The organism is Malacoplasma penetrans HF-2 (assembly GCF_000011225.1).
Classification (GTDB): domain Bacteria; phylum Bacillota_I; class Bacilli_A; order Mycoplasmatales; family Mycoplasmoidaceae; genus Malacoplasma; species Malacoplasma penetrans.
In genome coordinates this window covers 971689-986631 of sequence record NC_004432.1, presented here as the reverse complement: position 1 = coordinate 986631, position 14943 = coordinate 971689, and the positions used below count along the sequence as shown (strand labels likewise).

The 14943-nt window shown below is 24.5% G+C and carries 15 protein-coding genes; all 15 read left to right on the top strand.

The genetic code is table 4. The annotated features are described in order from the left end of the window. The first annotated feature begins 89 nt into the window (after nucleotides 1–89). The 15 genes from MYPE_RS03885 (at nucleotide 90) to MYPE_RS03815 (ending at nucleotide 14633) form a co-directional block, all read left to right on the top strand. Nucleotides 90–632: a hypothetical protein gene (locus MYPE_RS03885; protein WP_011077574.1), complete on the top strand. Its 543-nt coding sequence runs from the start codon at nucleotides 90–92 to the stop codon at nucleotides 630–632. Between the two features lie 425 nt (nucleotides 633–1057). After that, complete coding sequence (locus MYPE_RS03880; RefSeq protein ID WP_011077573.1) at nucleotides 1058–1600, top strand: hypothetical protein; 543 nt, start codon at nucleotides 1058–1060, stop codon at nucleotides 1598–1600. A 367-nt stretch (nucleotides 1601–1967) separates the two neighbouring features. Continuing rightward, nucleotides 1968–2531 (top strand): hypothetical protein, encoded by a 564-nt coding sequence (locus tag MYPE_RS03875; protein WP_011077572.1) that lies wholly within the window; start codon nucleotides 1968–1970, stop codon nucleotides 2529–2531. 427 nt (nucleotides 2532–2958) lie between these two features. After that, the gene (locus MYPE_RS05455; RefSeq protein ID WP_011077571.1) at nucleotides 2959–3468 is read left to right on the top strand and encodes a hypothetical protein; all 510 of its coding nucleotides are present in this window, start codon (nucleotides 2959–2961) and stop codon (nucleotides 3466–3468) included. 145 nt (nucleotides 3469–3613) lie between these two features. Further along, nucleotides 3614–5641 carry a cysteine peptidase family C39 domain-containing protein gene (locus MYPE_RS03865; RefSeq protein WP_044891287.1) on the top strand — a complete coding sequence of 676 codons (2028 nt, stop codon included), beginning with the start codon at nucleotides 3614–3616 and terminating at the stop codon, nucleotides 5639–5641. A 112-nt stretch (nucleotides 5642–5753) separates the two neighbouring features. Beyond that, complete coding sequence (locus MYPE_RS03860) at nucleotides 5754–5990, top strand: hypothetical protein (protein ID WP_160162152.1); 237 nt, start codon at nucleotides 5754–5756, stop codon at nucleotides 5988–5990. Nucleotides 5991–6045: 55 nt separating this feature from the next. Then, complete coding sequence (locus MYPE_RS03855) at nucleotides 6046–6732, top strand: GNAT family N-acetyltransferase (RefSeq protein WP_011077569.1); 687 nt, start codon at nucleotides 6046–6048, stop codon at nucleotides 6730–6732. A gap of 147 nt (nucleotides 6733–6879) precedes the next feature. After that, nucleotides 6880–7626 carry a Fe-S cluster assembly ATPase SufC gene (gene sufC, locus MYPE_RS03850; RefSeq protein ID WP_011077568.1) on the top strand — a complete coding sequence of 249 codons (747 nt, stop codon included), beginning with the start codon at nucleotides 6880–6882 and terminating at the stop codon, nucleotides 7624–7626. An 18-nt stretch (nucleotides 7627–7644) separates the two neighbouring features. Then, the gene (locus MYPE_RS03845) at nucleotides 7645–8265 is read left to right on the top strand and encodes a SufD family Fe-S cluster assembly protein (RefSeq protein WP_011077567.1); all 621 of its coding nucleotides are present in this window, start codon (nucleotides 7645–7647) and stop codon (nucleotides 8263–8265) included. Between the two features lies 1 nt (nucleotide 8266). Continuing rightward, nucleotides 8267–9493 carry a cysteine desulfurase gene (locus MYPE_RS03840; RefSeq protein WP_011077566.1) on the top strand — a complete coding sequence of 409 codons (1227 nt, stop codon included), beginning with the start codon at nucleotides 8267–8269 and terminating at the stop codon, nucleotides 9491–9493. Further along, nucleotides 9480–9926 (top strand): iron-sulfur cluster assembly scaffold protein, encoded by a 447-nt coding sequence (locus MYPE_RS03835; protein WP_011077565.1) that lies wholly within the window; start codon nucleotides 9480–9482, stop codon nucleotides 9924–9926. Before MYPE_RS03840 ends, MYPE_RS03835 begins: the two co-directional genes overlap by 14 nt. A gap of 4 nt (nucleotides 9927–9930) precedes the next feature. After that, the gene (sufB, locus tag MYPE_RS03830; protein WP_011077564.1) at nucleotides 9931–11328 is read left to right on the top strand and encodes a Fe-S cluster assembly protein SufB; all 1398 of its coding nucleotides are present in this window, start codon (nucleotides 9931–9933) and stop codon (nucleotides 11326–11328) included. A gap of 290 nt (nucleotides 11329–11618) precedes the next feature. Then, a complete protein-coding gene (locus MYPE_RS03825) occupies nucleotides 11619–12767 on the top strand; it encodes a P35 family lipoprotein (RefSeq protein ID WP_011077563.1) in 1149 nt (382 codons plus the stop codon). 314 nt (nucleotides 12768–13081) lie between these two features. Next, complete coding sequence (locus MYPE_RS05915; RefSeq protein ID WP_044891285.1) at nucleotides 13082–13540, top strand: P35 family lipoprotein; 459 nt, start codon at nucleotides 13082–13084, stop codon at nucleotides 13538–13540. Further along, the gene (locus MYPE_RS03815; protein WP_011077561.1) at nucleotides 13488–14633 is read left to right on the top strand and encodes a P35 family lipoprotein; all 1146 of its coding nucleotides are present in this window, start codon (nucleotides 13488–13490) and stop codon (nucleotides 14631–14633) included. Before MYPE_RS05915 ends, MYPE_RS03815 begins: the two co-directional genes overlap by 53 nt. Nucleotides 14634–14943: the final 310 nt, after the last annotated feature.

Sequence of the window (14943 nt, the reverse complement as noted above, 5' to 3'; positions counted from 1 at the left end):
CTCAAAAGTTTATTTAAAGAACTTAATAATATTGCTTCATAAGCATTATTAACTTTACTAACTTAATTAAATTAAAAAAGGAGATTTCCATGACTAAAAATAATAAAGAAAATAAAAATAATAAAGTGTCTAAACCATTTACTGATAGATATTCTGAAAAAGAATTTACAAGTATCATTAAAGGTTGCAAATTTGTAGATGTTAAAAACTTCAATGTTAGTTTTGACTCATATGAGGATGAAAAGACTGGTGATATAATAGAAACATCAGTGTTTGAAGGCAATATGAAAATTTATAAAACTAAAAGACATCCAAAACCTATTGAGGTTCCACCACCTAGTGATGATGATAAAAAACCAACTGATTTAAGTAATGAAATTAAATTTATTAAAGATACATTAGGGATCATTCTTTCTGATATGAAAGAAATGAAACATGATATTTCTGTTCTTAAAGATGATATGGTAGAAGTTAAAAGTGACATTAAAATTCTTAAAGAAAAAGTTACAGTTTTTGAAAATGATGTGTCAATTCTTAAAAAAGATGTTTCTGAACACTCAAAAATATTACAAGATCACTCAAAAATATTACAAGATCACTCAAAAATATTACAAGATTTGCAATTCAACTAACATTACTTTAATGTACAAGTTATTATTCTTTGTAATGACAACTAAATTAAAAGTTGTCATTTTTTTATGACATTAACTTCAAATTTTTACATTAATATAATGAAGACATAAAAAAGACATTGTCTTCTTTTAAAAACTACGGATTCAAATTATTTAACTTTTTAATGATAAAAATTCAATTATTTCCTACATAGTTTTTAAAATCTGAAATTAATAAGCAGTTCAATCTAATATTTAAAAGTTTTAAAAAGACTTAGATTCCTAGCTAAATGGAATATTTTCTAAAAATCTGTGGGACTAGCTTTGCCAAAAAACTTTATTACTATTTATTAATTTCTTAAATGTTTATTTAAAAAACTTAATAATAATGTTTCTTAGACATTATTAACTAACTAATTTGAATTAAATTAAAAAAGGAGATTTTCATGACTAAAAATAATAAAGAAAATAAAAATAAAAAAGTTTCTAAACCATTTACTGGTAGATATACTGAAAAAGAATTTACTAACATTGTTAAAGGTTGCAAATTTGTTGATGTAAAAAATTTCAATGTTAGTTTTGATTCATATGAGGATGAAAAGACTGGTGATATAATAGAAACATCAGTGTTTGAAGGCAATATGAAAATTTATAAAACTAAAAGACATAGAAAACCTATTGAGGTTCCACCACCTGGCGATGATGATAAAAAACCAACTGATTTAAGTAATGAAATCAAATTTATTAAAGATACATTAGGGATCATTCTTTCTGATATGAAAGAAATGAAACAAGATATCAATTATCTTAAAGAAAAAGTTACAGTTCTTGAAACAGATATGGTAGAGGTAAAAAGTGACATTAAAATTCTTAAAGAAAAAGTTACAGTTCTTGAAAATGATGTGTCAATTCTTAAAAAAGATGTTTCTGAACACTCAAAAATATTACAAGATCACTCAAAAATATTACAAGATTTGCAATTCAACTAACCTTACTTTAATGCATAAACAATTATTCATTGTAATGACAACTAAATTAAAAAGTTGTCATTTTTTTATGACATTAACCTCAAATTTTTACATTAATATAATGAAGACATAAAAAAGACATTGTCTTCTTTTAAAAACTATTGATTTAAATTGCTTTACTTTCTGGATGAAAAAATTATATCCATGCTTTACGGTTTTTAAAATTGGAAATTAATAAATAGTTAAACCTAAACTAATGTTTAAAAACTAGAAGAAGCTTTATTACTATTTATTAATTTCTCAAAAGTTTATTTAAAGAACTTAATAATATTGCTTCATAAGCATTATTAACTTTACTAACTTAATTAAATTAAAAAAGGAGATTTCCATGACTAAAAATAATAAAGAAAATAAAAATAATAAAGTGTCTAAACCATTTACTGGTAGATATTCTGAAAAAGAATTTGCAAGTATCATTAAAGGTTGCAAATTTGTTGATGTTAAAAACTTCAATGTTAGTTTTGACTCATATGAGGATGATAAGACTGGTGATATAATAGAAACATCAGTGTTTGAAGGCAATATGAAAATTTATAAAACTAAAAGACATCCAAAACCTATTGAGGTTCCACCACCTAGTGATGATGATAAAAAACCAACTGATTTAAGTAATGAAATTAAATTTATTAAAGATACATTAGGGATCATTCTTTCTGATATGAAAGAAATGAAACATGATATTTCTGTTCTTAAAGATGATATGGTAGAAGTTAAAAGTGACATTAAAATTCTTAAAGAAAAAGTTACAGTTCTTGAAAATGATGTGTCAATTCTTAAAAAAGATGTTTCTGAACACTCAAAAATATTACAAGATCACTCAAAAATATTACAAGATCACTCAAAAATATTACAAGATCACTCAAAAATATTACAAGATTTGCAATTCAACTAACATTACTTTAATGTACAAGTTATTATTCTTTGTAATGACAACTAAATTAAAAGTTGTCATTTTTTTATGACATTAACTTCAAATTTTTACATTAATATAATGAAGACATAAAAAAGACATTGTCTTCTTTTAAAAACTATGGATTCAAATCATTTAACTTTTTAATGATAAAAATTTAATTAATTCCTACATAGTTTTTAAAATCTGAAATTAATAAACAGATCAATCTAATATTTAAAAGTTTTAAAAAGACTTATAGATTCCTAGTTAAATGGAATATTTTCTAAAAATCTGTGAGACTAGCTTTGCCAAAAAACTTTATTGCTATTTATTGATTTCTTAAGTGTTTATTAAAAAACTTAAGAATAATGTTTCATAAACATTATTAACTTTACTAATTTGAATTAAATTAAAAAAGGAGATTTCCATGACTAAAAATAATAAAGAAAATAAAAATAATAAAGTGTCTAAACCATTTACTGGTAGATATTCTGAAAAAGAATTTACAAGTATCATCAAAGGTTGCAAATTTGTTGATGTTAAAAACTTCAATGTTAGTTTTGACTCATATGAAGATGAAAAGACTGGTGATATAATAGAAACATCAGTGTTTGAAGGCAATATGAAAATTTATAAAACTAAAAGACATAGAAAACCTATTGAGGTTCCACCACCTGGTGATGATGATAAAAAACCAACTGATTTAAGTAATGAAATTAAATTTATTAAAGATACATTAGGGATCATTCTTTCTGATATGAAAGAAATGAAGAAAGATATTAATTATCTTAAAGATGATGTTTCTATTCTTAAAAATGATGTTTCTGTTCTTAAAGATGATATGGTAGAAGTTAAAAGTGATATCAAAATTCTTAAAGATGATGTTTCAAAAATCAAACAATGTCCTACAATTGCTAAAGAACTAGCTCAATTATAATATTTATGAAAAGATCAATTGATTTGATCTTTTTTATTTACCCAAACAATTTAAGAAGATCAAATATTTAAAAAACGTATTTTTTAACTATTTTTTTATGACATTCACCCCAAAAATTTACATACATATAATAGAGGGGGTAATAATGAGAATTACTGATCAAACTAAAAGCAATGATTGTGGTGTTTGTGTTTTGCATTCACTTTATGATCATTTATATAAAAAAGAATTGAATGAAAAAGAAATCATAAAAGATTTTAAATTATCTAAAAATGGAATGAGTATTTATGATTTTGAAGTTCTAGCCAAAGACATAAATATTGAAACTGAAATTTATCAAGCTACCTTTGAGGAATTAATAAATACCCACTATAAAGATTATTTTGTTACATTATTGAAAAGTGAAGCTGGTAATCATTTTGTTGTTTGTAAATTTAGAAAAGGATATGTTCAAGTTTTAGATTCTGTAAGTGGAGAAACAAAAATACCATATAGTGAATTTGAAAAAATATATAACAATACCTTTATTGTTTTTTATAAATCAAATATTCAAAAAGACATTGATGAAAACATATCTTTTAAAAAAATAAAATTTTTTGATATGCCAAATGAAACATTATTTTGTTTGCTGATTGTACTAGTTGATTTAGGAGTTTTATTTATATCATTAATTGCTAGCAGTGTTGTTAAAATTGCTATTAATTTTGTTGGGGACAACATTCCTCAGAACTTATTTTTTATAGGTTTATATTTTATTTTTATGTTTTTATTTCAGTCACTTCTTGAATATTTATTGTGTTTAATGAAAACTAAAAAATTAGATATTTTGGGTAAGAAAAATTTTATCTTTTATACCAATTATTTACAAAACAAAAATAGTTTATTTTTTAAAGATACAAAAAGAAAAGAATTGTTTCAATATCCTGCAGCAATATCAAAGGTTTTATCTACAAAATATGTTGGTAAACCACAATTAATTGCTGATGTTATATTTTTTGTTTGTTTAATGTTTATGATGGGGTACTTATCTTTTTACTATATGATTTTTGCAATTGTATATAGTGGGATATCAATTACATTAAGTTATTTTTTAAAAAAATATAATGAGAAAAACTTTGAGAATAATAACTTAATAAAAAATGAATCAGATTATTATTTTCAGATTTATTATGATTTTTTACATAAAGAAAAAAATATTTATAAACTTAATTTTTTAAATGAAAAATCTAAATCACTATTTTGATCTTTTAGTAAACAAAATATTAGCTACAGCACATATCTATTTCAAAATAATTTTTTAAATTATTTTTTAAAGAAAATTGTTTTTGTTTTATTTATTATTGTTTCCACTTTTTGAATCATAAATAACTCAAATCAAAATATTGATATTAGTAAAATGATTTTTGCAATTTCAGTTTTAAATTTATTTGATAACACATCAAATTCAATTTTTAGTTTTGTAAGTGATTATGCAAATTACAAAAAAAGCAAAGAATTATTAAATGATTTTTTAACAACTGAAAATAAAAATTTTTCTACAAGTGAAAAAATAGAAATTAACAAAATTAAATCAATTGATATTCAAAACCTAAATTTTAAATATGATAATGAAAAAACAATTTTTGAAGATTTTAAAATAAAGCTTAAAAACCAAACAATTTTATATGGGAAAAATGGAATTGGTAAATCAACTCTTTTAAAGATATTATCTTTGAATTTAATGTCTGATAAAGGTACTGAAATTTTAATTAATGATATTGATAGAGATAGTATCAATCTAAAGAAATTGGAAGATAAAATTTTTTATATTCCAAGTGATGCAACTGCAATGGAAGTAGATTATAGTGGCATACTTCATTTAAATCCATTGTTAACTCAAGAACTATCTAATTTTTTAAAAGTTACTAAATTATCATCTAAACAAACTAATGAAATGAGTAAAGGTGAGGCTCAATTATCAAATTTAATTTCACTTTTAAAATTAAAGGATTGTTTGATTTTATTGGATGAATGTTTTTCAAACATATCAGATTCAAATATTGAATTGTTTATGAATTATTTTTTCCAAAAGATATGTGACCATAATTTTGTTATTTGTGTTTCACATTCAAAAAAGATTAGAAAATACTTTGAACACGAAAAGGAGATCAATAATGATCAATGTAAAAATTAAGGTGATTTCTTTATTTTCGCTTTTTATTTTTGTAATCTTAGTTTTGTTTTCTATTTTTTATAATATGCAAACTTTTTTCAGTGGAACTTTAATAGAGTACAGTGGAATACAAATGGTACAAGTTGCAAAAAATGATGAAACTGATTTTTATAAAAATAAAACTATTTATATAAAACAAGATAACACAACTTATAAAACTTATATTCAATCCTGTAATGAAGATGGAAATTTTTATTATTTAAATTTATCTAAGTATTTTTACAATTCAAAAGATATAAAAAATATTTGAATCTATAATAAAAAAGTTTCTTTAATTAAATATGTGTTTTCTTCTTTCTTTGATTTTTAAAATTATCAATTTTATTAACTTATAATCTATTAAGTTTGATTTTTTAAGGATATTTATGAGAATTGTAGAAATTACAGAAAAAGATTATGATGATGTTGTTTTGTTGGCAAAAGAGATATTTGACTTTGATTATTTATTAACTAAAAGAAATGATGAATTTAATATGGCATTATCTAGGTTTGTAACAAGCACTATTGTTAAAAATGCAACAGGTGGATATTTCATTGAAAATGATGAAGGCAAAAAGATAGCTATGTTAAATTATGGTATTCCAAATGATAAACCTATTTTTTCTTTAATGGAAACAGACTTTGGAATTAATTTAAATATTTTTAAAAAATATATAAGAGACTATACAATTACACAAAATGAAAAATTAATCATAAACAAAGAAATTGATATAGCTAGAAGTTTTGAAATATTGTATCAACAATATGAATCACTGCTTCAAAACAAAGCTGAGATTAAACTATTATATGTAGCACCTGAATATCGTGGTAAATCATTAAGTAAAATTTTGATTAGAAAATTTTATGATGATTTAACAAGAACACCTTATGATAGTTTTTATTTGTTTACAACAACAGAACACAATTATAAATTTTATGAAAAACTTAAAATGAAAGCACTTGATTTGATTGTTTATGATAACAACAATGCACCAGAATATTTTAAGTACAAATTTAAATTACCTTATAAATCAATAGTTTATATGGGTAATAAAAAAGAAACAATTTTATAATTTCTTTTAATTCAAATAGTAGATTTAAATGTTTAATCTACTATTTTTATTTTTTATTTAAATTAATTAGCAATAGGTTATAAAATTTTTAATGCTTTTATAAGCAATTATTATTTATAATATTGTTTGTATAAAAAGGAGAAAATCATGGAAAAACTTACAATTGAAAATCTTCATGTATCAATTAATGAAAAAGAAATATTAAAAGGAATTGATATTGAAGTAAATAAAGGTGAGGTAGTTGCTTTATTAGGACCAAATGGTCATGGTAAATCAACTTTATTAAAGGCAATTATGCATCACTATACAACTGAAATTACTGATGGAAGTATTAAAGTTGATGGACAAGATACTGCAGAATTAGAAACTGATGAAATTGCAAGATTAGGATTATTTTTAGCACCACAACATTCTGAAGAAATCCCTGGTGTTACAATGTTAGATTTTTTAAGATCTGTATTAAATGCAAGATCAGAAGAAAAATTAAAATTATCTCAATATTTCCCAGTGTTTGAACAAAACTTAAAGAGCATGGGATTAGACAGAGAATATTTAAACAGATTTGTAAATTATGGTTTTTCAGGTGGAGAAAAGAAAAAATGTGAAATTCTTCAAATGAAAATTATTCAACCAGATTTTGTTTTATTAGATGAAATTGATTCTGGATTAGATATTGACTCACTAAAAATGGTAGTTGATCAAATTAATAATTGAAAGAGTGAAGATAAAGCTTTAATTGTAGTTTCTCATCATGAAAATCTATTTAAAAAAATTATTCCTAATAGAGTCTATGTAATTATTGATGGTAAGATCGCAATTTCTGGTGGAGTAGAAATTTATGAAAGAATTAACAGGGAAGGTTATAAATGAGTAACTGACCTAGCTTCTAAATAAATTTAAAAAGGAATTGTTATGAATAAAAAAAATAATGTATTCTTTTTAAATAAGAAAAACTACTCAAACAAAATTTATTTAGATAGCAATGAAAATTTAGAATTATCAATAATTGATATTATTAAAGATGATGTCTATGTAGACTTAGATATTTATTTATTAAACAACTCAACTTTCCATTTGGTTGTTTCATCGCTAAATGATAATTTTGATAAAACTTTTAATATTAATGTTCACCATCAAGGTAACCAATCAACAAGTATTTGTGAAGTATTTGGAATTAACAAAAATCATTCATCTACTAAATTCTATTTACAAGCTTATATTAAAGATGATTCAAAAGATAATTACTGTGAGCAAAAAATTAGAGGTGTTCTATTATCTGATCATGCAGAAATTCAAGGAAAACCTAATCTAATAATTGATACTAATAACATTAAAGCAAAACATGCTTTAGCTATTGGTAGACTTAATTTAGCTCATTTATTTTATTTACAAAATAAAGGAATTAAAAAAAGTGATGCAATCAAATTATTATTACTAAGTTACTTCAATGTTATTCTATATAAAATTGAAGATGAACACTCTAGAGAAAGATTGATGGAAAGAATCTTTTCTGAGATAGGAGATATATCTTAAGATGTTAAAAAATTTAAGAAATGAGATTGAATGATTTAAAAACAATCCAGATTATGTGTATTTAGATAGTGGTGCAACAAGTTTAAAACCAAAGTCTGTAGTAGATAATATGGTTTACTATTGCAATAATGTTTGTACTAATCCACATAATGATGATTCAACTTTTGCTCATCAAGCTCACATCGTGATGGATGACACAAAGAATAAATTATCTAAAGTATTAGGAACCAAAAAAGAGAATCTTGTTTTTACTCCTAATGCAACTTATGGATTAAATTCAGTTGCTCATTTCTTAAAACCTTTTTTTAATAAAGGTGATGAAATTGTTTTGACTAATGCTGAACATGCTTCAAATATCTTACCTTGATATGATATTTATGAACAGTATAAAGCAATTCATCAAGAAATAAAAATTCAGTATGTTGAGGTTGATTATCAATCTGATAACATTGAGAATTTTTTAAAAAAAATTAATAAGAATACTAAATTAGTTTGTTTTGCAAATGAAACAAATTTAATTGGGAATTCAATTGATGCAATTAAATTGGCATCTGAAATTAAAAAAATTAATCCAAATATTTTTATTTGTGTTGATGCAACTCAATACATGGCCCACAATAGAATGAATTTAGAAAATTCTAATATTGACTTTGTGGTTGGTTCAGCTCATAAAATGCTGGGTCCAACTGGTATTGGTTTTTTATATATTAGCAGTGATCTAATTGAAAAAATGAAACCTAATATTGTTGGTGGTGGAATGAATTTTGAAATCAAAAGAAACTACTACTCCTTATTATCAGGGACTGCAAAGTTTGAAGCTGGTACAGCAAATATAATGGCAATTTATGGTTGAAATAAAGCATTAGATTATTACTTAGATGATGATTTAGAAAATGCAAAAAACAAAATATTTGAATTAAAAAAATACTTAGATTTTGAACTTGGTAAAATTGAAGGAATCAAAGTACTAAATAAAGGCATTAATGCCTTTAATTCCATTTTTATTAAAGAGAATATTTTTAGCCAAGATTTTTCTTCATATCTTGGAAATAAAAAAATTATTGTAAGATCTGGTTTATCATGTGCAAAGTTAGCAAATGAAATTCTAAACCTTGATCATGTAGTAAGAGTCTCATATCATTTTTATACAAATAAAAGTGATATAGATAAGTTAATAAAAGCTGTCAAAGAATTTAAAAAAGGAGATATTTTAAATGGGTTACTTTAGTGATGACGAAGCTCAAAGCAGAAAACTAATATTGGACCATTATGAAATTCCAGATAATAAAATTTCAGAAGATGAAGCTTCTAAATTAAATGACATTTATGTATCTTTTAATAATAGAACAGCATCTTGTATTGATAATTTAACTTTATATTTAAAAGAAGAAAATGGAATTATAGTAGATGTAAAATTTAGTGGAATTGGATGTGCAATAAGTACTGCATCAACAGATATTTTTTGTACAATGATTAAAAATAAAAAAGTGAATGATATCAGCGATTTAATTAGAAAATATTTTAATATGATTGATGGTGATTCATTTAATGAGGAAGAGTTACAATATTTATCAGTATTCAAAAATATTAGTAAACAACTTAATAGAATAAAATGTGCGAAAGTGGGGATTGTAGCTATAGAACAATTAGTTACAAAATAAGATTATGATAGAAAAAAAAGAAGTAGATCAAGAGTATAAATATGGTTTTAGTGATGGAGAAAATTCCATCCTTAATACTAAAAAAGGTTTGTCAGTTGATGTAATTAAACAAATTTCAAAAATTAAAAATGAACCTGAATGAATGCTTGATATAAGATTAAAAGCTTATGAAAAGTTTTTACAAACTCCTAATCCTGATTGAGGTGCAGATTTATCTAATATCAATTATGATGATATTATTTATTACACATCTTCAACTAAGAAAATGGAATCATATTGAGATAAAGTTCCAGAACAAATTAAAAAGACTTTTGAAAAATTAGGAATTCCAGAAGCTGAAGCTAAGTTTTTAAATGGTGTTTCTGCTCAATATGACTCTGAAACAGTTTATAAAAAACTAGAAGAAGAATTAGTTCAAAAAGGTGTTATTTTCACCAATGTTGAAACAGCAGTTTTAAAATACCCAAAACTAGTTAAGAAATTTTTTGGAAAACTAGTTCCATATGATGATAATAAATTTGCAATGTTAAACACAGCTGTATGAAGTGGCGGATCATTTGTTTATGTTCCTAAAAATGTTCATTTAGAAAAACCATTACAAGCATATTTTAGAATTAATGGAATTTCTAGTGGTCAATTTGAAAGAACATTAATTATTGTTGATGAAGGTGCTTCAGTTCACTATGTAGAAGGATGTACTGCTCCAGTTTATAGTGAGAGTAACTTACATGCAGCAGTAGTTGAATGTTATGTTCATAAAAATGCAAAACTTAAATATACAACTATTCAAAACTGATCTAAAAATGTTTTAAACTTAGTTACTAAACGTGCTATTGTTCATGAAAATGCAAACATGTCATGAATTGATGGAAACATTGGTGCTGGAATTAATATGAAATACCCTTCAAGTGTATTGGCTGGTAAATATGCTTCAAGTGATTGTATTTCTATTGCAATTGCTTCTAACAATGTTGTTCAAGATGCAGGGGCAAAAATGATCCATTTAGCACCTTATACTAAATCAAGAATTGTTTCTAAATCTGTATCATTTAATGGTGGTGATACTAGATATAGAGGATTGGTTAAAATGGAAAAAGATGCAGTTCACTCTCATTCAAGAGTTGAATGTGACACTTTGTTATTAGATGAAATTTCTAGAAGTGATACTATTCCATTAGAAATTATTAAAAACAAACAATCATTCTTAGAACATGAAGCTAAGGTTTCAAATATTTCTGAAGAACAACTATTCTATTTCATGAACAAGGGAATTAGTAAAGATGAAGCGGAATATTTAATTGTAATGGGATTTTTAGAACCATTCTCAAAAGAACTTCCAATGGAATATGCAATTGAGTTAAACCGTTTAATTAAATTAGATATGGAAGGTTCAGTTGGATAATATCCAAGAATTTTAATTAAAAATATATTTAAAAAGGTAGAGTTAACAATAATTAACTCTACCTTTTTTATTTTTATCTATTTAACATATTTCATTTATATATCAAAAACACTATATATAGTTAATAAATAATTTTGAAAATGAAATAAAATACATATATTTTTTGCATTTTGTTTTGATTTTGTACAAATAATTATTGTTACCTCTACTTAATGATTTTCCTCTATTTAACTAGTAAATTTGTCTTTTTTAAATTTCAAATTTTGAAAGGTAATAATTATTAACTAAATATGAAAATTAAAAAAATTAAATTATTGAAAGCTCTTGCATTAACTGGGGCTTTTGGAATTGTTGCAACAGTTCCAGTAATTGTATCTTCTTGTTCTTCAACAAGTGAAAATAATAATGGAAATGGGAATGGTGGTGCAGACCAAACTCAAAAAGTTACTCCTGTATTAAAAGATGATGTTTCTTTAGAAGGGGCATTAAATAAAATTTATGATACTTCTACAACTGATAGAAAAAATACTAACACTTTGATAGCTGATGATATTAAAGCAAACCCTGAAAATTATTTCACTAATGGAGCAGAATTAAAAAATGTAATTAGTGATGCAACAGTTACTGTAGATGGGAAATTTTCAAATGCAAGTTGAGCAAGTGGATTGTCTTATGATGCAACTACAGGAAATTGAAAAGATGATACTACTACAGTAACTATTCAAGATTCTAATAAATTAGTTTATGCATCAAGTTCTAAACAAATTAATATTACATCACTAGATGGATTAAAAACCGAATTAGAGAAAACAGATGTTTTAAAAAATGCTTTAGAAGCAGCAGGAGCAACTACTATTGCTAGTGGAACAACTTTAACAGTTGAAAATAAATTAGGTTTTACTAATGATGATTTGATTCACATTAATGTTAAAGCTACACCAACAAGTGGTGCAGAAACAAACTATGATCTTCAAATTCCTACTTCTGACATTAATTTATCAGTTACTGATTTAAGTGTTACAGTAACTGGAAATAATATTGAAGCAGCAACAAAAACAACTACTAACTTTACATACAACATAGGGATTGACTCTGAAGTTCACTTTAACCAAGGAGCTAATTTAACTGCTGCAAGTGAAGATGATGCTAAAGATGTAAATAAAGTTTTAGAGCAATTAAAATATGGTTCAACAACTGGAAGCACTTTCTCTTTAGACAATAATGCAATAATAAAAGGGTTAGGAATTTATAATGTTAATTTTTCAAATCCATCTATTCAAGAAAAAACAGTTTCTAGTAGAGCAACTTCAGAAAAAACATATACTATTACTCTTGATGCAAAACCACAAAGCAGTGAGTATGTTTGAGCTGATGGTTCTGATGTAAACACAGCTAAGAAAATATCTTTTGATGTAAAAATTGATGTTACTACTCCTTAAAAATTTAAAAAGCTTTAGAAATTAAAAAATAAACAATAAATAAAAAAGGTAGAGTTAATTGAAATTAATTCTACCTTTTCATTTTTTCATTTAACACACCTTATTAATAAGTCTTTATATTTTCAAAACTGGTAATAAACAATTATTAACAACAAATAAAATACATTTATTTTAGGTATATAAAATCTAATTTTTCATACTTTTAGTAAAGATAATTTCAATTACCTCTCCTTTTAAATAGTTTTTATTTAACCAATAAATTTGTCTTTTTTATATTCCAAAATTTGAAAGGTAATAATTATTAACTAAATATTATGAAAATTAAAAAAATTAAATTATTGAAAGCTCTTGCATTAACCGGGGCTTTTGGGATTATTGCAACAGTCCCTGTAATTGTTTCATCTTGTTCTTCAACAAGTGAAAACAATGGAGGAAGTGGAAATGGTGGCACAGGAGATAACCAAGGTGGAGGTGGTTCTGGTGGTGGAACTACTGACACTCAAAAAGTTACTCCAAAATTAAAATCATCAATTAATTTAGTTGGGGCTCTTAAAGATATTTATAATCCAGCATCTGGAAAAACAACTAAAGATTTATTAGCTCAAGAAATTAAAAATAATCCAAGTTTAGCTTTTGAAGATTCTGAAAAATTGAATGGTAAAAACTTTGATGTTTCGGTAGAAGCTACTTTCTCAAGATCTTCTTGAACAGATAAAACTTATGATACTGAAAAAAAAACAATGAGATGGTGTATCAATAGATGAAACAAATAAACTACATTATTCTTATAATTCGCCTCAAATTGATATCAAATCTTTAGATGATCTTAAAACACAATTAAGTGATCAAACTAAATTGAAAGATGCATTAAAAGAAGCTGGTGCAACTGTTGATGAAACTGCAACATATACAATTAAAAATCAACCAGGTCTAACTGATGATGATTTAATTCATGTTAATGTTGAATCTTCAAAAGCTAGTGCAACTGCAACAAATTATGATTTACAAATTCCTGCATCAGATATTAACCTAGTTATTTCAGATTTAAATGTTAAAGTTTCAGGTGCTGATGTTACTGAGGTAAATGAAAAAGTAAACTTAAATTACAACATTGCAATTAAAGATGAAACTTCTTATACAGGTCCAGCAGATATTAAGAAAATGAATGCAACACCTACTGAAGATTCAGTAATGCAAGAATTAGGGTTTAAAGCAACTACTAGGACTAAAAGAAGTACTGATGCTACACCTGCTGCAACAGTTGCGCTAAATAGTGAAAAAATAGGTGAAACTTTAGGTGTATTTAATACAGAGTTTTCTAATCCTGTATTAGAATTAGATAGCACTAATAACCCAAGCTCTACTAATAACTTCTTTACATATAAAATTACTGTTACAGGAACACCAAAGGAGGGATATCACTTTGAGGGTGGAGAAACTTCTAAACAATTTTCTTTCCTTGTTAAAATAACTGAAGTTACTGCTTCATATAGCACTACAAACATTGGTGAATATAATAAGTTGAGTTTTGCTTGAACAAATTCAGGAGTAAATAACCCAACTACATCAAATAAAAATACTTTAAATACCAAATTACAAAATCATGCAAATGGTACTGCAACAGATGCTAATATACAAAAAATGTTAGATGAAATGACATCTAAAGCAAAAGAGCAAAAAATCTTGGAAAATGCTGACTTTTATTTATCTGATGATGATAAAACAAATGGCTATATTAAGTTTGAATCAAATAAATGACAAGTTAGAGTTATTGCTAAAGTTAAAGCAGGATATGAAGCAAAAACTGGAATTGATTTTACTAAAATGAAATTATGAATAACAATAACATTTGCTCAAGCTAGTTAATTTTCTTTAAACTAATAAAAACAACTTAAACAACTAATAAACAAACAAAAGTTAAACAACTTCAAATAATTGATTTATTTGTGGTTGTTTTTATTAATCTAAAAATTAAAGAATAATAAATTTTATAAATCTTATAGTTTTATATACCTTAATTTTCATTGCAAAATTATATGCATTTTATTTCCACTCCTGCATAAATTACAGTAAATTAGATCACTTTTCAATTTAATAATTAAATTGATATAAGTAGGTAGAACCAAGGGAAGCAAATTCTATTTACTTCTACCTTATATGTTTTTACCTTGTTTTA